Source organism: Tenacibaculum ascidiaceicola, assembly GCF_047470925.1.
Taxonomy (GTDB): domain Bacteria; phylum Bacteroidota; class Bacteroidia; order Flavobacteriales; family Flavobacteriaceae; genus Polaribacter; species Polaribacter discolor.
In genome coordinates this window covers 60,010-78,672 of record NZ_JAZKJP010000011.1, presented here as the reverse complement: position 1 = coordinate 78,672, position 18,663 = coordinate 60,010, and the positions used below count along the sequence as shown (strand labels likewise).

At 31.7% G+C, this 18,663-nt stretch carries 22 protein-coding genes; 6 read left to right on the top strand and 16 right to left on the bottom strand.

Features of this window, described 5'->3' with window-relative positions; all coding sequences use genetic code 11:
- Window positions 1–130: 130 nt before the first annotated feature.
- The 3 genes from VBY68_RS11530 to VBY68_RS11520 form a co-directional block, all read right to left on the bottom strand.
- Window positions 131–1,498 (bottom strand): leucine-rich repeat domain-containing protein, encoded by a 1,368-nt coding sequence (locus VBY68_RS11530; RefSeq protein ID WP_415269816.1) that lies wholly within the window; start codon window positions 1,496–1,498, stop codon window positions 131–133.
- Window positions 1,499–1,598: 100 nt separating this feature from the next.
- Window positions 1,599–2,213 (bottom strand): Crp/Fnr family transcriptional regulator, encoded by a 615-nt coding sequence (locus VBY68_RS11525; protein ID WP_121147242.1) that lies wholly within the window; start codon window positions 2,211–2,213, stop codon window positions 1,599–1,601.
- 97 nt (window positions 2,214–2,310) lie between these two features.
- Window positions 2,311–2,835, bottom strand: a complete 525-nt coding sequence (locus tag VBY68_RS11520; protein ID WP_121147241.1) for a YkgJ family cysteine cluster protein — start codon at window positions 2,833–2,835, stop codon at window positions 2,311–2,313.
- A gap of 121 nt (window positions 2,836–2,956) precedes the next feature.
- On the opposite strand from VBY68_RS11520, the gene argS reads away from it, so the two are divergent.
- From argS to VBY68_RS11500, 4 genes are all read left to right on the top strand, one after another.
- Window positions 2,957–4,729 (top strand): arginine--tRNA ligase, encoded by a 1,773-nt coding sequence (argS, locus tag VBY68_RS11515; protein ID WP_415269870.1) that lies wholly within the window; start codon window positions 2,957–2,959, stop codon window positions 4,727–4,729.
- A 33-nt stretch (window positions 4,730–4,762) separates the two neighbouring features.
- On the top strand, window positions 4,763–6,151 hold the full coding sequence (gene lpdA / locus VBY68_RS11510; protein WP_081728269.1) for a dihydrolipoyl dehydrogenase: 1,389 nt from the start codon (window positions 4,763–4,765) through the stop codon (window positions 6,149–6,151).
- Window positions 6,152–6,215: 64 nt separating this feature from the next.
- A complete protein-coding gene (locus VBY68_RS11505) occupies window positions 6,216–6,668 on the top strand; it encodes a hypothetical protein (protein ID WP_415269815.1) in 453 nt (150 codons plus the stop codon).
- 94 nt (window positions 6,669–6,762) lie between these two features.
- The gene (locus VBY68_RS11500; protein WP_415269814.1) at window positions 6,763–6,951 is read left to right on the top strand and encodes a hypothetical protein; all 189 of its coding nucleotides are present in this window, start codon (window positions 6,763–6,765) and stop codon (window positions 6,949–6,951) included.
- Between the two features lie 692 nt (window positions 6,952–7,643).
- Here VBY68_RS11500 and ettA read toward each other — a convergent pair.
- The 12 genes from ettA to VBY68_RS11440 form a co-directional block, all read right to left on the bottom strand.
- On the bottom strand, window positions 7,644–9,335 hold the full coding sequence (gene ettA, locus VBY68_RS11495; protein ID WP_415269813.1) for an energy-dependent translational throttle protein EttA: 1,692 nt from the start codon (window positions 9,333–9,335) through the stop codon (window positions 7,644–7,646).
- 19 nt (window positions 9,336–9,354) lie between these two features.
- Complete coding sequence (locus VBY68_RS11490; protein ID WP_099216284.1) at window positions 9,355–9,531, bottom strand: CAL67264 family membrane protein; 177 nt, start codon at window positions 9,529–9,531, stop codon at window positions 9,355–9,357.
- A gap of 140 nt (window positions 9,532–9,671) precedes the next feature.
- Entirely contained in the window at window positions 9,672–11,696 is a 2,025-nt protein-coding gene (locus VBY68_RS11485) for an oxidoreductase (protein WP_415269812.1), read from the bottom strand.
- A gap of 129 nt (window positions 11,697–11,825) precedes the next feature.
- Window positions 11,826–12,299, bottom strand: coding sequence for a hypothetical protein (locus VBY68_RS11480; RefSeq protein WP_415269811.1), 474 nt, complete (start codon window positions 12,297–12,299; stop codon window positions 11,826–11,828).
- A 188-nt stretch (window positions 12,300–12,487) separates the two neighbouring features.
- Window positions 12,488–12,790 carry a phosphoribosylpyrophosphate synthetase gene (locus tag VBY68_RS11475; RefSeq protein WP_415269810.1) on the bottom strand — a complete coding sequence of 101 codons (303 nt, stop codon included), beginning with the start codon at window positions 12,788–12,790 and terminating at the stop codon, window positions 12,488–12,490.
- A 79-nt stretch (window positions 12,791–12,869) separates the two neighbouring features.
- Entirely contained in the window at window positions 12,870–13,310 is a 441-nt protein-coding gene (locus tag VBY68_RS11470) for a MarR family winged helix-turn-helix transcriptional regulator (RefSeq protein ID WP_099216225.1), read from the bottom strand.
- A 56-nt stretch (window positions 13,311–13,366) separates the two neighbouring features.
- On the bottom strand, window positions 13,367–13,615 hold the full coding sequence (locus VBY68_RS11465) for a glutaredoxin family protein (RefSeq protein ID WP_099216226.1): 249 nt from the start codon (window positions 13,613–13,615) through the stop codon (window positions 13,367–13,369).
- 93 nt (window positions 13,616–13,708) lie between these two features.
- Window positions 13,709–13,990: a GNAT family N-acetyltransferase gene (locus VBY68_RS11460; protein ID WP_124591090.1), complete on the bottom strand. Its 282-nt coding sequence runs from the start codon at window positions 13,988–13,990 to the stop codon at window positions 13,709–13,711.
- A 2-nt stretch (window positions 13,991–13,992) separates the two neighbouring features.
- Window positions 13,993–14,424, bottom strand: coding sequence for a (4Fe-4S)-binding protein (locus tag VBY68_RS11455; protein ID WP_099216228.1), 432 nt, complete (start codon window positions 14,422–14,424; stop codon window positions 13,993–13,995).
- A gap of 17 nt (window positions 14,425–14,441) precedes the next feature.
- Entirely contained in the window at window positions 14,442–14,972 is a 531-nt protein-coding gene (locus tag VBY68_RS11450) for an NADPH-dependent FMN reductase (RefSeq protein ID WP_124591089.1), read from the bottom strand.
- A complete protein-coding gene (locus VBY68_RS11445) occupies window positions 14,972–15,382 on the bottom strand; it encodes an OsmC family protein (RefSeq protein ID WP_099216230.1) in 411 nt (136 codons plus the stop codon). The genes VBY68_RS11450 and VBY68_RS11445 overlap by 1 nt, the downstream gene beginning before the upstream one ends.
- On the bottom strand, window positions 15,382–15,732 hold the full coding sequence (locus VBY68_RS11440) for a DoxX family protein (protein WP_415269809.1): 351 nt from the start codon (window positions 15,730–15,732) through the stop codon (window positions 15,382–15,384). Before VBY68_RS11440 ends, VBY68_RS11445 begins: the two co-directional genes overlap by 1 nt.
- Before the next feature lie 157 nt (window positions 15,733–15,889).
- On the opposite strand from VBY68_RS11440, the gene VBY68_RS11435 reads away from it, so the two are divergent.
- Together VBY68_RS11435 and VBY68_RS11430 are read left to right on the top strand one after the other, a co-directional pair.
- Window positions 15,890–16,849: a bifunctional helix-turn-helix transcriptional regulator/GNAT family N-acetyltransferase gene (locus VBY68_RS11435; RefSeq protein ID WP_415269808.1), complete on the top strand. Its 960-nt coding sequence runs from the start codon at window positions 15,890–15,892 to the stop codon at window positions 16,847–16,849.
- Between the two features lie 12 nt (window positions 16,850–16,861).
- On the top strand, window positions 16,862–17,239 hold the full coding sequence (locus VBY68_RS11430; RefSeq protein ID WP_415269807.1) for a cupin domain-containing protein: 378 nt from the start codon (window positions 16,862–16,864) through the stop codon (window positions 17,237–17,239).
- A 94-nt stretch (window positions 17,240–17,333) separates the two neighbouring features.
- Here VBY68_RS11430 and VBY68_RS11425 read toward each other — a convergent pair whose 3' ends face one another.
- A complete protein-coding gene (locus VBY68_RS11425) occupies window positions 17,334–18,629 on the bottom strand; it encodes a phosphatidylserine decarboxylase (protein ID WP_415269806.1) in 1,296 nt (431 codons plus the stop codon).
- Between the last annotated feature and the right edge of the window lie 34 nt (window positions 18,630–18,663).

Below are 18,663 nucleotides of genomic sequence, written 5' to 3'. Positions count from 1 at the left end.
GAAAATACAATCAGAAAAGTAAATTTCTCTAAAGCAAGCCCAAAGAGCATTTAATGGAATTACATTTCGAAACTTTAATCATTTACTAATAGAGTACCCCTTTAAGTACTTATAATGTTTTTTTGAAAATTTACTCACAAATTACTGTCGAATCTTTAGTAATAACAGTACCTCTATTTTCTAGGTCGCATATTTGTTGTGGTATAGTAATTAATAAGTTATCTTGTAAAAACAACTGTTCTAATTCTTTCAAATTTCCTATTTGAATAGGTACACTTTCTAACTGATTATCTTGAAAGTATAATCCTTTTAAGTTACTTAAGTTTCCTATCTGCTCTGGAACCTCAGATAGTTGATTATTTCCTAAGTATAAAAATTCTAATTTAGTAAGGTTTTCAATTTCTGATGAAATAACAGTAAGCTTATTAGAAAATAAATGTAAAAAGGTTAATTCTGATAACATAAACACCTCATCAGGGACGCTTTCTATTTGATTTGAAGACAAACTCAGTTTTGTTAATTTAGTTAAGTCTTTAATTGAATTTGGTATTTGTGTTATTTGATTACGTCCAAGGTTTAGGTCTATTAAGTTAGATAGATTACTTATACTTTCTGGTATTTCTATTAATAAATTATTAAATACATGTAATCTTTCCAAATCTTTCAAATTCCCTATTTCTTCAGGTAAACTTTCTATTTTATTTAAAGAAGCTTGTAAAATTTTTAATTTAGTAAGATTACCAATACTTTCTGGTAGAATTTGTATTTCATTTCTAGAAATGTTTAAATTCGTTAAATTAATTAACTCTCCTACTTCAACAGGAAGAGTATTAATATTATTATCATACAAGCTTAAATTTGTTAAATTTACTAAGCTTCCTATTTCGGCAGGAAGAGTTTGAATATTATTATCATTTAAATTTAACTTACTTAAATGAGTTAAATATTTAATCTCTGCTGGAATTGTTTCTAAATTAACATTACGAAAATCTAATTCAACTACATAGCCATCATCATCAACAACTAAACGACTCCATGTACTTATATCTTCATTATCAAAATTCCAATCTAAATAATTGCTTGGATTAGCATTGAAAATAGCCATTAATGCTTCTCTTTGTGTTAGAGGAGCTGTTTCAACAATAACACTATAATTTGCAGTAGTTTGATTTTGAGAAGTAACGGTATACGTAACTGGATTTGTAAAATCTATTGTTCCTTCAGGAGAAAAAATTGCATGTTCAGATACTTGAAGGGTAGGTATCAAAGCTGTTATGGTTGTTCCAAATGGCACTGTCGCTTTAATAGTTTTATCATCTTCATTAATTTGGGCTGTAATATCTGAAGTTAAAGCAATATTATTTTGTGATTTAAATATAAAACTCAGAATCATATTCTCATTACTAAGAATAGGATCATCGTCTTTTTTACTACAAGAGTTTAAAAAGAATCCAGATAAGATAACAGGTACTAAAATAAATTTTATGTGTTTTAGCATATTATAAAAATTAATTATAATCAAATATTAGGCTAAATAATAAAATCTTGACAACTCTAAAATTATCTCCAGATAAGTTCTATGTGTTTTTTACAAGAGCTTATTTTCCCGATCTTTTTTGAAGGTGCTTTTCTTTACTATATTGCTGAGGAGTCATATTTAAATAACTAGCAATGTATTTATCAGGAGTGCTCTTTAACATCAAATTTGATCGTACTACCATTTCATGAAAAAGTTGAAATCTTTTTGATGGACTTCTGTATTGCAGCAAGCTCATCCTATTCTCTCTATCCAGCAAAATAGATTCATGAACTTTATACATAACATAAGCCATTTCAGTCCACTTTTTTGAAAGTATTTCAATATCTTTCTTCTCTATAGATAGTATTTCGACATCTGTAATAGCTTCCTGAATTTCTACGGAAGGAGTTCCTTCTATATAACTTTTAAGACTGTTAAATGATAAACCCTGTGGTGAAATGTTAGATGTAATAGGAATATCTTCATCATAAACAAACTGATGAACTACACCTTTGGCTACAATATTGGATCTAAATTCTACGTCTCCTTCTTTTAAAATGATTTCACCTTTAGCGTATTTTCTTTTTTTAAAATACTTTATTAACTCCAAAAAGAAATCATCACTTATTGGGCCGGCAAACTGTATATAATCATATACTAATTGACAATCTGAATCAGAGATGGTTTTAATCAAAATAATGAATTTATGTTTCCAAAGGATGATATTTTTCCCAAAATAAGAAAAATTACTAAAATCTTAAGTGAGGTAAAGCGAAAACGTATCGACTATATTAAGTTTTATTCTTTTTAGAAGTTCCTGATTGTGGTAAACGTTTTTTCAACTCCTCTACTATTCTATAAGTAGCAGGACAAACCTCTGTGTTTTTAATCGTTAAATCTGCTATTTGGATAAACTTTTTTCGATTAGTATGTGGATATTCAGAACAAGCTTTCGGGCGTACATCGTAAATAAAACAAGTATTATCAGACTCGTCTAAAAAAGTACACGGAGCTGATTGTAAGACCATAAAATTATCTTCATCTCTCTGTAAATACTGATTTGTAAAATCAATCACCTTCATTTTTAAGTGTTTTGCTATGCGCTCTATATCTTTTTCAGTAAAAATTGGCGAAGTCGTTTTACAACAGTTTGCACATTCTAAACAATCTGTTCGTTCAAATTCTTCCTCATGCAACTCTTGCATTAGTAAATCTAAACGTTTGGGTGTTCTTTTCTTTAATCGTTGAAAATACTTCTTATTTTCTTGTAAAGCGTCTTTGGCTAATTTTGGTAAGTTTTCAAGGTCTTTATCCATGGTGCAAAGGTACAAAAGCATCAACTAAGTATGCTATAATCATGAATCAAAAAATCATAAGGCAAATCGTGGGAAGAAAAAATTAAAAACACTAATTTTGTGCGATAATCAAAAAGAACCAATGAATATTCAATCGTTAATAGAAACGAAAGTAAAAGAAGGATTTTTAGCCTTATATGATGTAGAAATTCCCAGTGTAGAATTTCAAGCAACCCGTAAAGATTTTGAAGGTGACATTACCGTTGTCGTTTTCCCGTTATTACGGTACAAAAAAGGAAATCCGGTTCAAATTGGTGAAGATTTAGGTAAATATATAGTTGAAAACATCAACGAAGTTACCAACTACAATGTTGTAAAAGGTTTTTTAAACTTGGTAGTTGACGATTCTTTCTACGTAAACTTTTTTAATGAAATTGCAGCAGATGCAAGGTATGGTTTTGTAAAAGAAGATGAAACAGATGCTCGAATGGTTGAGTATTCTTCTCCAAACACAAACAAACCTTTACACTTAGGACATGTTCGTAATGTATTATTAGGGTATTCTGTTGCTGAAATTTTAAAAGCAGCGGGACATAAAGTATATAAAACACAAATTATCAACGACCGTGGTATCCATATTTGTAAGTCAATGTTGGCTTGGGAAAAATTCGGAAATGGAGAAACTCCTGAATCAACTGGATTAAAAGGAGATAAATTAGTTGGTAATTACTACGTAAAATTCGATCAAGAATATAAAAAAGAAATTGGCGAATTAGTCGCTTCTGGCACTTCTGAAGAAGATGCTAAAAAACAAGCCCCATTATTTTTAGAAGCACAAGAAATGCTTCGTAAATGGGAAGCTGGTGATAAAGAAGTTGTTACCCTTTGGGAAATGATGAACGGATGGGTATACAAAGGTTTCGACGTTACTTATGAAAACATCGGAGTTAACTTTGACAAATTATATTACGAAAGTAATACCTATTTATTAGGAAAAGATGTTATTGAAGAAGGACTTAAAAATGGTGTTTTCTTCAAAAAAGAAGATGGTTCTGTTTGGTGTGATTTAACTGACGAAGGACTAGACGAAAAACTAGTATTACGTTCTGACGGAACTGCGGTGTACATGACGCAAGATATTGGTACTGCTATCCAACGTTCTAAAGATTTTCCTGATGTAAACGGAATGGTATATACAGTAGGTAACGAACAAGATTACCACTTTAAAGTATTGTTCTTAATCTTACAAAAGCTAGGCTATTCTTGGGCTAAACAATTATTCCATTTAAGTTATGGAATGGTAGATTTACCTTCTGGAAAAATGAAATCTCGTGAAGGGACTGTAGTAGATGCTGATGATTTAATGGACGAAATGACCAATACAGCTCGTGAAATATCACAAGAGTTAGGTAAGTTAGAAGGCTATTCTACTGAGGAAAAAGAGGAGTTATATAAAATTATCGGATTAGGTGCTTTAAAATACTTCATTTTAAAGGTAGACCCTAAAAAGAGAATTTTGTTTGACCCACAAGCATCGGTAGATTTCCAAGGAAACACAGGTCCGTTTGTACAATATACTTATGCGAGAATTCAATCGATCTTACGTAAAGCCGACTTTGATTATTCAGCTAAAGTATCGGTAGAATTACAAGAGAAAGAAAAAGAATTAATCAAGCAATTAGAATTGTACCCTGAAATAATTCAGCAAGCTGCAAATAATTATTCACCTGCTATAATTGCAAATTACACATACGATTTGGTTAAAGAGTTCAACTCATTCTATCAAAACGTATCAATTTTAGGAGAAGAAAATCAAGATAAAAAAACATTTAGAGTTCAGTTATCTAAAAAAGTAGCTGATACCATAAAATCAGCATTCAATTTATTAGGAATTCAGGTTCCTGAAAGAATGTAATAAATTAACAAACAACAAGTAAAAATAAACGACATGAAATACGACGTATTAATAATCGGAAGTGGTCCTGGAGGTTATGTAACTGCCATTAGAGCATCTCAATTAGGATTTAAAACCGCTGTAGTTGAAAAAGAAAGCTTAGGTGGAATTTGCTTAAACTGGGGATGTATTCCTACGAAAGCATTATTAAAATCTGCTCAAGTATATGATTATTTAAAACATGTTGATGAGTATGGTTTAAAAGCAGAAGCAATCGATAAAGATTTTGAAGCGGTTATTAAGCGTAGTCGTGGTGTTGCTGAAGGAATGAGCAAAGGTGTTCAGTTCTTAATGAAGAAAAACAAAATTGATATCATCGATGGTTTTGGTAAAGTAAAAGCTGGTAAAAAAGTAGATGTTACTGATAAAGATGGTAAAGTAACTGAGTATTCTGCTGACCACATTATTATTGCTACAGGGGCTCGCTCTCGTGAATTACCAAGTTTACCACAAGATGGTAAAAAAGTTATCGGATATCGTGAAGCAATGAGCTTACCTAAACAACCAAAATCAATGATTGTTGTAGGTTCTGGTGCTATTGGAGTAGAGTTTGCGCACTTTTATAATTCAATGGGAACTGACGTTACTGTTGTTGAGTTTATGCCAACAATTGTTCCTGTAGAAGATAAAGATGTTTCTAAACAAATGGAGCGTTCTTTCAAAAAAGCCGGAATTAAAGTAATGACAAGTTCTTCTGTAGAATCTGTTGATACTTCTGGCGACGGAGTAAAAGCTACCGTTAAAACTAAAAAAGGAGAAGAAGTTTTAGAAGCAGATATCGTATTATCAGCAGTTGGTATTAAAACTAACATTGAAAACATCGGTTTAGAAGATGTGGGTATTATTACTGATAGAGATAAAATCTTAGTAAACGATTGGTATCAAACTAACATTCCTGGTTATTATGCTATTGGTGATGTTACTCCTGGTCCTGCACTTGCACACGTTGCTTCTGCTGAAGGAATTACTTGTGTTGAAAAGATTGCTGGTTTACATACTGAAGCTATCGACTATGGAAACATCCCTGGTTGTACCTATGCTACTCCTGAAATTGCTTCTGTTGGTTTAACTGAAGAACAAGCAAAGGAAAAAGGTTATGAATTAAAAGTTGGAAAATTCCCATTCTCTGCTTCAGGTAAAGCTAAAGCTGCTGGAACTCCCGACGGATTTGTAAAAGTAATTTTTGATGCTAAGTACGGTGAATGGTTAGGATGCCATATGATTGGTGCTGGAGTTACCGATATGATTGCTGAAGCTGTTTTAGGACGTAAATTAGAAACTACTGGTCATGAAGTATTAAAAGCAATTCACCCTCACCCTACAATGAGTGAAGCGGTTATGGAAGCTGTTGCTGATGCTTATGATGAAGTAATTCACTTATAAGACTTACAAACTTTATATAAATTACAACCTCGTCTTTTTTGGCGAGGTTTTTTTATATTTGAATATGAAAAAAATACTCCTAATATTCGCTTTATTATGCTGTTTTTATTCTTGTAAAACAGAAGAAAAGAAAACACCTGTAAATCCATTAACAGTTCCATTTAGTGAACGCCCAACTCCACAACTTCCTAATAATAACAATAATTCTGTTAATATTATTGGAGGAGCGCATTATATATGCCCTAAAAAGTGTGAAGGAGGTACTTCAAGTGTTCAAGGTACTTCTTGCCCTGTTTGTAAAACTCCTCTTGCTCATAACCAAGGATTTCACAATACACAAAATAAAACTTCCAACTCTCCAATATCAACTCCTGTAACACAGACTACTTCTGGACCTAATGCTGCTGGACAATATCACTATACCTGTACCAATGGTTGTGCTGGCGGAGCAGATACTACTGGAAAATGTAACAGTTGTAACGGAGATTTAGCACATAATGCTGCTTTTCATAATTAAAAAAGTACGTAATTCCCTTATTCTTATTACGGTTTTTAATCAAGTTCCATGACTTATATAATATAAATTTGTTTCACAATAAAAATTTACACTTATGTTAAGAAATATTTTAAAAGTAGGAACTATTTTAAAGAAAGAAGAGCAAAAATCAGTAAAAGGAGGAAATTACATGAAAGAATGTTCTTTAGGAGATCGTTGTCCTAGTGGATCTCAATTTCCTTCTGACTGCCTTCCAGCGGTCAACTTTTGTTGCGTTAATGGTTTTTATGAAATATGTAGTTAATAGTTACCTTATAACACAAAGAGCTATTAATTTATCTAAAGTTTCTAAAAAGGATTATTAGAGAATATATAAAAGTTCGTAAACCTCACCTGATTGGTGAGGTTTGTTTTTAAAATACGTAATTACCTTACATTTATTACGGTTTTTCTAAAGTTTACTTTTGACTTAATACATAAATTTATAACAACTTTAAAATTTATGATTATGTTAAAAAATATTTCAAACATCGGGCTTGTCTTAAAAGCATCTGAACAAAAATCTATTACTGGTGGAATTACCAGTGTATGTCCTAGAGAAGGTTTGCCCTGTAACAGCCAATACCCTTCTCCTGTACACTGTATTACTGATGTTTCATATTGCTGTGTTGATGGCTACTTTGAAAAATGCTACTAAACTCATGAAATATAAACACTTATAAACCTCACCATTAAATGATGAGGTTTTTTATACAATACCAAAAAACAGATATTTCACTATAAAACAATAAAAAACAACATAAATTCAATAAAATCACATTTTTATTGAATTTACGGCACAATAATTGTTGTTAAGAAAACTTTAACACAATTCGCTATACTATGAAAAACTATCTACAAAACAGTTTTACATTGAGGGGACAATTGTTATAGAAAAAGAAAAAACTCGAAGCTGCTAACTTCGAGTTTTATTTTATAAAATATTAGATAATAAATTTATCTGATTAACTTCTTGTATTTAATTCGCTTAGGCATTAAATCACCTCCTAAACGCTTCTTCTTATTCTCTTCATAATCAGAGAAAGAACCTTCAAAGAAATATACTTGACTATCTCCTTCAAATGCTAAAATGTGTGTACAAATACGATCTAAGAACCATCTATCATGCGAAATTACTACAGCACAACCTGCAAAATTCTCCAAACCTTCTTCCAAAGCACGTAGCGTATTTACATCTAAATCGTTAGTTGGCTCATCTAATAACAATACATTACCTTCTTCTTTTAGAGTCATTGCTAAATGTAAACGGTTACGTTCTCCTCCAGATAGGGTAGCTACTTTTTTGTTTTGCTCACTTCCTGAAAAGTTAAATCGACTTAAATAAGCCCTTGAATTTACTTGTTTACCTCCCATCATTACTAAATCTTGACCTTCTGAGAAGTTTTCCCAAATAGATTTTTCAGGGTCAATATTTGAATGTGATTGGTCAACATAAGCAATTTTAGCTGTCTCCCCTACCTTAAAACTTCCAACATCAGGAGTTTCTTCTCCCATGATCATTCTGAAAATTGTGGTTTTACCTGCCCCATTTGGACCTATAATTCCAACAATTCCTGCTTGTGGTAAATTAAATTCTAAGTTTTCATATAATAACCTATCTCCATAAGCTTTAGAAACACCAGTAGCTTCAATTACATTCGTTCCTAAACGTGGACCATTTGGAATATAGATTTCTAATTTTTCTTCCGTTTGCTTTTGGTCTTGACTCATTAACTTTTCATAGTTCTTCAAACGTGCTTTTTGCTTTGTTTGACGACCTTTTGCTCCTTGACGTACCCATTCTAACTCTCGTTCTAATGTTTTTTGACGCTTAGAAGCGGTTTTACTTTCTTGCGCTAAACGTTGTGATTTTTGATCTAACCAAGATGAATAGTTTCCTTTCCAAGGAATACCTTCACCTCTATCTAACTCTAAAATCCATCCTGCAACATTATCTAAGAAATAACGGTCGTGTGTTACTGCAATTACGGTTCCTTTATATTGTGCTAAATGATGCTCTAACCAATGTACAGATTCTGCATCTAAATGGTTGGTAGGCTCATCTAATAATAAAATTTCTGGTTCTTGTAATAATAAACGACATAAGGCTACACGACGACGCTCTCCTCCTGATAATACTCCTATTTTCTTATCACCGTCTGGCGTACGTAACGCATCCATGGCAATTTCTAACTTAGTATCTAGCTCCCAAGCATTAGATGCATCAATTTTATCTTGTAGTTCAGCTTGACGATCCATTAATTTTTGCATCTTATCTGCATCAGAATACACTTCCTCTAAACCAAACATGTCATTTATCTTGTTGTATTCATCTAAAATAGCAACAGTTTCTGCTGCTCCTTCTTTAACAACTTCTAAAACAGTTTTGTTTTCGTCTAACTGTGGCTCTTGTTCTAAATAGCCAACCTTATAACCTGGTGAAAATGTAACATCTCCTTGGTAATTTTTTTCTACTCCTGCTATAATTTTTAATAAGGTAGATTTACCCGAACCGTTTAAACCTAAAATACCAATTTTAGCTCCATAAAAGAAACTTAAATAAATATCTTTTAAAACTTGTTTTCCTGTACTTTGGTAGGTCTTAGAGACCTTATTCATTGAAAAAATGACTTTTTTATCGTCGCTCATTTCTTTATATTTTCTTTAATTAAACTCTTCCTTTTAAGGCATTAAATACCCATGCATTTGCAAAAAAACCTAAACCAACAGCACCAAAGCCATAACCAGCTATTTCATCATACTTAAATACTGCTAAACATATAAGTAAAATTCCCATTAATACCATTATAAGCGTTGCCCAACCTAGGACAGTGTTTTTGTTCATTGCCATAATTTACTTTTTTCAAAAAAATGTGAGCTACAAATATCGGTAATTATTTAGACTTATTCACTGTAGTTGTGTGCATAAAAAAAGTCTTGCTAATGCAGCAAGACTTTTTTAGTGATTTTAAATTTATATACAAACTAGAGTTCAGCAGCTAACCTACTTCCTTGATTTATGGCTCTCTTTGCATCTAATTCTGCTGCAACATCTGCTCCTCCAATTACATGTACTTTCATTCCTTTAGCTTCTAACGGCTCTAATAATTCTTTAAATGGAACTTGACCTGCACAAATGATTACATTATCTACTGGTAACACTTTTTGTTCTTCATTTTGAACATAGTGTAAACCTTCATCATCTATTTTTGTGTACTGTACCTCATTAATAAACTGTACTTTTTTTCTTTTTAATACTGAACGATGAATCCATCCTGTAGTTTTACCTAAATTTCCTCCAAACTTTCCTGAACTACGCTTGAACATAAATATCTCTCTAGGTGATGGGTGCATTTTTGGAGTAACTCCTTCAATTCCTGCACGTGCTTCTAATGTTTTATCTATTCCCCATTCTTCTAACCAAGCATCTACATTTAAAGAAGTACTCTCTCCTTCGTGAGCTAAGTATTCTGAAACGTCAAAACCAATTCCTCCTGCTCCAATAACCGCAACACGTTTACCTACAGGTTTCTTTAATTTTACAACATCAATATAACTCAATACTTTTTCGTGCTCTATACCTTCTATCCTTGGAGTTCTTGGCGTGATTCCTGTTGCTAAAATAACCTCATCAAAATTACCGTTGTATAAATCTTCTGCAGAAACTCTTGTGTTTAACTTTACATTTACGTTGTGTAATTCTAGCTGTTTATTAAAATAACGAATGGTTTCATAGAACTCTTCTTTTCCTGGAATCTGTTTTGCAATATTGAATTGCCCTCCTGTTTCTTTATCTGCATCAAATAAGGTTACATCATGTCCTCTTTGTGCTGCTACTGTTGAAGCTGCTAATCCTGCTGGTCCTGCACCTACAACTGCTATTTTTTTCTTTTTTGATGTTGGATTATAGTTTAGCTCTGTTTCATGACATGCCCTTGGATTTACTAAACAGCTTGCCACTTTTTTCTGAAAAGCATGGTCTAAACAAGCTTGATTACAAGCTATACAAGTATTTATTTCGTCTACTCTTTCTTCTTTCGCTTTATTTACCCATTCAGGATCAGCTAAAAACGGACGTGCCATTGAAATCATATCTGCATGTCCTTCTGCTAATACTTTCTCAGCAGTATCAGGCATATTAATTCTGTTTGAAGTAACTAACGGAATAGATAATTCTTCTTTCATTTTTTTAGTTACCCAAGTAAACGCAGCCCTAGGTACTGAAGTTGCTATAGTAGGTATTCGTGCTTCGTGCCAACCAATACCTGTATTGATAATAGTAGCTCCTGCTTTTTCTATTTCTTTCCCTAATTGCACTACTTCTTCCCAAGAGCTTCCTTGCTCTACCAAATCTAGCATTGATAAACGATAGATAATGATAAAATGCTCACCAACTGCTTCTCTAATTTTTCGAACTAACTCTACCGCTAAACGAATTCTATTTTCATATTTCCCTCCATAATCATCGGTTCGTTTATTTGTTCTTGTTACTATAAACTGATTGATTAAATATCCTTCAGACCCCATGATTTCTACTCCATCATATCCTGCTTCTTGTGATAATTTAGCACAGTTAACAAAATCTTTTACTGTTCTTCGTATTCCTGATTGCTTTAATGCAAACGGTTTAAAAGGAGTTATTGGTGATTTTATTTTTGAAGGTGCTACGTTAAATGGATGATATCCATAACGGCCAGAATGTAAAATTTGCATACATATTTTACCTCCTTCTTTATGAACTGCTTCTGTAATTACTTTATGCTCTCTTGCATGCTTTTTTGTGCTCATACGAGCAGAGAAAGGAGCTGTCCACCCCTGGATATTTGGAGAAATTCCTCCTGTAACAATCAAACCTACTCCACCACGTGCACGCTCTGCATAATAAGCAGCAATGCGCTCAATACCATTTTTTTCTTCTTCTAAACCAGTATGCATAGAGCCCATTAATACTCGATTTTTTAAAGTAGTAAAACCTAAATCTAATGGCTCAAAAATATGTTTGTATTTCATTGTTTTATTTTTATAAAATATTATGCACGCATAACAAATTGCAAGATACATATTTTTATAATATGTTTTTCATATAAAAAAGACCTCATACTTCTGTATAAGGTCTTTTAGAAATGCTTAGTTTTTCTATCACCACCAAATGATTATAATTAAACCATTTGAACATATTATAATTATAATAATTCTAACTTTGGTTCCATCGTTTAGTTCAGCTTCAAACCTGTAAACTGGCTGTCTTTCGTACTCATGTGGTACTTGTATTACATTACCATCCTCCATTCTATGTTCTGCTAAACCAACACCTGAAAATTCATCTTTTACAATACGGTAACTTTTTAAATCTTCTTTTTTAAGGTTTCCTTTTTCTAAAAATAAATCTAAGGTTGGTTTTGCAACACCTTCTGGATTCATTGGGTATTCATCCGCTCTAACTACTCCGTAGTCTTCATGGTAATCTAATCTTAAATCATCTGTGGATTTTGCAGCTTTTGCATCGGCTGCTTCTGTCTGAGTTTCGTTTGGTAGTACTGTTTCTTCATTTTGACATGATGCAAATACCAGGAAAAAGATACTTACAAACATTAGGGTTTTTAAAGTTTTCATAAAATATTAGTTTGGGTTAATTAATTAGCCCAAATATATCTTACCTCTATTTAGAAACTTATAGGCAAAAGGTTATTTATTATATAAGGGAAACACCTTTATTTTATGAGGTGATTAGCCCTTTTTTAAACAATTTTTGGTTACAAAAAAAAGAGAAAATCAAAAAAAATTGTCTTTTTATTTTTATGTTAATGAACTATTTTTAGTTTTTGAATCATTTCTGGGGAAAGAGAGTTAGCATACACTCCATAAGCATCAACTAAAACTCCTTTAACACCTGTTTTCGTCTGAATTGCATATACAACAGAATTGTCTCCTGCGCTACTCATGCCTTCAAATCGATATACCTCTACAACTTCAAAGGTATCAGGAGAGAAAATTTCTTTAGTATTTTTACTCTCTATTTCGTTTTCCTTCAGGTTAAAATCAAGAGTAAAACCTCTTTTCTGTAAATCTTTTAATGCTTCTGAAAGTGTATCATATGTATACATAACTTCTATTGTTTCACTTTCTTAAAAGATACAATATTTAAACTAGATTTCCTATTTATTTAATGAATAAGCACAAAATTTACTGTCTTATTTTATCCAGTAAACCACTAAGTTGTGTGGCTTCTTCTTCTGTTAAATTATCAATAAAATCTAAATGCAATTTATCATCTATTGTTTTTAAAAGCTTTTTTCCTTGTTGGGTAATACTTATGTAAACCACTCTTCTATCATCTTCACATCTTTCACGGTCAATTAAGTTTTTCTCACATAATTTATCCATTAATCTTGTGGCGTTCGGAGCTCGTTCAATCATTCTATCTTTAATTGTTTGAACTTTTATTGCTTTTTTTGCTCCTCTTAAAATACGAAGAATATTAAATTGTTGTGGAGAAATACTGTACTGTTTAAAAAACTCATTTTCTTTACTGTTTATCCAATTAGCAGTATATTTAATATTTATAAAAGCTTTGATTTTATTATTTGGAAATTTTGAATTGATGTCTTTTGAAATATCTCCCATTGTTTTGGTTATCGACTATTAGCCATTAGCCGTTTTATATTATTTAATAAAAAAGATTACCCCTTTAACTTTAAGTCTTGCATTAATTTGTTAAAAGTGTCCGATGATGGTGTTAAGTACACTTCTTCATCAACAAATAGTGTTGGATATTTTACTTGACCATCATACAGTTCTTTAGTATGCTCCTTTGCTTCGTTATCAACAGAAACATCTTTGTATTCAAATGGTACTTCTGCAGATTTTAGAAAATTTTTATATGCAACTGTATGTGCATGTCCTTTTCTACCGTATAAAACTATCTTCATTTTAACCTCCTTATTTTGAGTGCAAAAATACAAAATACACATTTATATACCAAGGAATATAAACTCTTTACAAATACTGAGAAGGAATTTTGTTTATTCTAAAACGTCTGAATATTCTAGCTTTTTATCAAAAACTGATTTAGCAAACGGACATAAAGGAAGGATTTTAATATTTTTATTCCTCGCAAACTCAACTGAAGCTGCTACTAACTTATATCCTGCTCCTTTTCCTCTTAAACTATCTCCAACCTCAGTATGGTCAATAATTAATTTATCTTTCCCTGCCCAAGTATAAGTCATTAACCCAGCTCTATTTCCTTCAGCTTCTATATAAAACTCTCCCTTACTTCCTTTGTCTTCTTGCTGTACCTTCATGATTATCCTTTAAACTCTACTTTTACATGCGTACCATCACAATATGGCTTATTATGAGAAGCTCCACATCTACAAAATGCAGTTGTTTTATTTTTCTTTTCTGTACTACCATCTGGATTGGTTACATGCAAGGTTCCGTAGATTAATAAAGGGCCATTTTCTAGAGCTTCTACTTTAGTTTCTGTATGAGCTGCTGCTTGATTACCCTCTCTTTTTGAAATGTATGATAACGCTCCTGATGGACATTCTTCTACTTGTTTTTTTATTCTTTCTGTAGTTGCTCCGTCCATGTTAATCCAAGGTCTATTTTGTGGATTAAAAACCTGTATCAATCCTTTCCAACATTTTTTTGAGTGGATACATGTATTTGGTTTCCAAACTACAGTAATATCATCATTACTATATTTTTTTACAATTTCCTTTGCTTCTGACATAATATTAAATTTTATGTTTATACTGCTTTTTGGAAAGTTGTAACTGCTTCTTTAATTTTTTGATTAAACTCCTCATTTACAACCCTTCCGTCTTTAAAGTTATCATAAAATTTTGGTAAAGAAAAATTAGCTATGACATTTGCCCCCATATGTGGAAAACCATTTTTTGCTATGGACATAGACGATGCTCCTCCTCTACCTCCTGGGGAAGTTGATAATAGTAACATAGGTTTATTATGCCATACTTTCTGCTCAATGCGTGACATCCAGTCTATTATATTTTTAAAAGCTGCCGTAAAATTTCCGTTATGTTCAGCTAACGATACCGCTATTCCATCAGCTTTTTTAATTTTATTCAGAAATTTTACTGCATTTTCTGGAATACCGCTTTCAGCTTCCTTATCAACTCCATAAATAGGCAATGGATAATCATTTAAATCTAATACAGAAACCTTAGCTTCCTCTAAGAAACCTGAAGCGTATATTACTAATTGTTTGTTTATTGATTTTTTACTATTACTCCCCGCAAAAGCGATTATATTCTTCATTATGTTGTTATTTTTGAATCAATTTCAGTTTCTCCTTTCACCATTTTAGCTACTGGGCACTTACCTGCTATTTCTAATAATTTAACACGCTGCTCATCCGTAACTTCCTTTTCAAAAGAAATTTCTTCTACTAATGTTTTTTTTATTCCTTCTGGAGTTAATTGTTCTTTTTGACTGACATTTACTGTAACTCTTCCTAAGTCCCACCCTTTTCTTTCTGCGTACATTCGTAGTGTTATTGATACACAACCACCAATTGCAGTTAATAAATATTCTACTGGGGTTGGTCCGTTATCGTCTCCTCCTTTATCCAAAGGTTCATCAATAACGGCAAAATGATTTCTCATTTTACCTTCTGCTAAGTAATTTCGTTCAGTTAAAGTAACTGTTGCTGTTGGATTATTGCTCATTATATTTTTTTACTATAAATATACGAAACTATTACTAGTACCATTGCAATTGCAGCACCTGTTTGCTCTCCATCTCTGATCATAAAATGAGCAAAAAAGGCAAGAATAAACGCAAAGAAAAAGCCTGCATACGCCCATTCATTTATAAACTTCCCTCTAAAAAACCATACTGCTACTAAACCTAATATTTTTGCTATTGCATAGGGATAAATAATGTATGTTGGATATCCAAATGCTGTAAACATTTTAGCTACTTCTGCATGGTTAAAAAAATACATTCCTGCTGAAAAAAACATCAATAATGTTAACAAGCCTGTAGCTACATAAAAAATAATTTTATCTCTTTTCATTTTAATTGTTGTTTAAAGTTCTTTTACAAATATATGAAAATATTTAATTATTTTCCATGGTATATATTTTCTAGGTATTTATTAAAATTAATAAGCAACTGTTTAAAATTAAAAAAACATTTATATTTGCAGTTATATAAGTACTTATATTTTATAAATGGATGCATTAAAAGGATTAGGAGAAATTGGTTTAGGCTCTAGATTAAAGAGAACTAGTGAATATATGATGCGTGAAACACAATTGGTATATGATGAGTTTAATATTGACTTTGACCCTTACCTATTCCCTACTTTTAAAATTATAAAAAACAAAGATGGTGTAACAAATACTGAGATTACCAACAGTTTAAAAACATCACAGCCCGCTACAACGCAAGCAATTAATAAGCTTCAAAAAAGAGGACTTATCACTCTAAAAGAAGATAAATTAGATAAGCGAAAAAAAGTTGTTTTTGTATCCGATAAAGGAAAACGACTTATTAAAAGTGTTACCCCAATTTGGAACAGTATTGAGTATATTATTAAAGAGTATACAAATATAAAATCTGAATCTCTAACTGAACTCATAAATGAGCTAGAAACTAAATTTAAAGAAAAGCCCTTCAGTAAAGCTATTATTGAACATATAAAAATGAATACAACAAAAAACACTGTATCAATTACCACATTTAAAGAAGAGTACAGCTCCTCTTTTTACGATTTGAATATTGAATGGTTAGAAACATTTTTCTACGTAGAACCTTATGATAAGGAAGTTTTAAGCAACCCTCATAAATATATTATTAACAAAGGAGGACATATTTTCTTTGTTACATTAAATAATGAAATTGTAGGTACTGTTGCTTTGATGCCAATGGACGATCCTAATGTTTATGAATTAACTAAAATGGCTGTTTCACCAAAACACAGAGGTTACAAAATAGGACAACAGCTTATGCAGCATTGTATTGATTTTGCTAAAGAAAATAATTTTGATAAGCTCGTTCTTTACTCTAATACAAAGCTTGAAAACGCTATTTACATTTATAGAAAATTTGGCTTTTTAGAAATTCCTGTGGAAGAAGGTTGCCCTTATGAACGTTGTAATATTAAAATGGAACTAAAAACAAACTCTTAATAATGTTGTGATATGGATACAACTCAAACAATTAATATTCAAAAGGAGGCTGAAAAGCTAATAGATTACTTTTCTCCTAAAATAATTTCTGAAGTTAATAATGAATACGTTAAAATCGCTAAAATTAAAGGAGAAGATATTCCGTGGCATAATCACGAAAATGAGGATGAGCTTTTTTATATTATTAATGGAACCCTTTTAATGGAAATTGAAAATCAACCTAGTTTTACGATGAAAACAGGAGATTTATATGTAGTTCCTAAAGGTATCAATCACAGAGTTAGTTCTTCTGAAGAGTGTTTAATTATGCTTATTGAAACAAAATCTACAAAACATACTGGTGATGTAATAACTCCTATTACAAAATCTATTGAGAAACAAAAGTATTAAGGTATCATCATGAGAAAAATACATTAATCTTTATCCAAATTATAACAATTAAAAAAGGTAGTTACTTAAATAGCAACTACCTTTTTAAAAGATATTACTTATTCCAATAAACCGAAGCTTGTCCGTATTGAAAATGAATTGGCACATGAGAAGGATCTTCTTGAAACATATACAATTCATGAGGTGGCTTTTCAAATAACATAATAATATCTGAACCTCCAAATCTAAATTTACCAAACTCTTGACCTTTCACTACTGTTTGTCCTTGCAACTCAGTATACATATCTACACCAGAAACCTGACACATTCCTATTGGTAATATAGCAACCTTTCCTACTTCAGGACCTGCATCCATAATTACTAATCCTCTAGCTTGTGAAAACTCATATCCGTTTTCTCCTCCATCTGGTGCATCAAACTGTCCATCTGATGCCGTTTCAACATTCAAATACACTTTTCCTTCTACTGGAAGAATCTCTAAAATTTTTCCACTAACCGGTGTATGAAAACGATGATAATCAAAAGGACTTAAAAAATAATGAATAAACGTACCTCCATAAAAATTTTCTCCATACTTACTAAACTCCAACAACTCATCTACGCTACCAATAGTATGCGTTCCTTTTAATGTAATTTTACCTACATTCCCTTTTTTATCAATTGGATAATATGCTTTAAAAGTACAATCTGCAGGAGAAACAATAGTCCTATTATCATCTGGATCCGCTATAGGACGTAAAGGAGAAATTCCTGTTTTAGGATCCGCGTGATTAAATTCTCTATAAAAAAATTGATTGAACGTTTTCCAGCTGCTTTCATTATCAGAATACAAAGGAAAATTATAAACACTTTCACCTTGATCATTTTTATCATCTTTAAACGATTGCAATGTTTCATCTGTCAAAGAAGCTTCCGTATCTAAAAAAGCTCCCCAAGCATTTGCAAAACTCACTAACCAATTAGCAAACTCAGGATAACTCTGCATCGTTTTTCCATCTGAATCTGTTTGATCAATCAACCAATAAGATTGACAAAGTAAATCGTATACTTTTTGGTTGTATCCATTTTTAGTTCCATCACTTGTCCAAGCATCAGGATATTCTGGATCTCTACTTTCATTTGGAATCATTTGTAAATAAATATCTAGATAGTCATAATACGCATCTACGGTTTCTGGCCATCCTTTTCCTTTAAATTCTTTATCAATTGCTTTGTAAAGATTTTTATTTAAAGGTGGTATAGTCTTATCGGGACTTCCATTTTTTGATAATCCTACTGCCTTTTTTAATGAATCTCCAAGACTTTTAGCCATTGCTGGATTACCATCTAGGATACTTTTCAGTTGTTCTACAACTGCTTTATGAATTTCAATAGTTGTACCTGTTTCCATGATTAGTTAAGTTATTAAATAATTCCTACTCTTT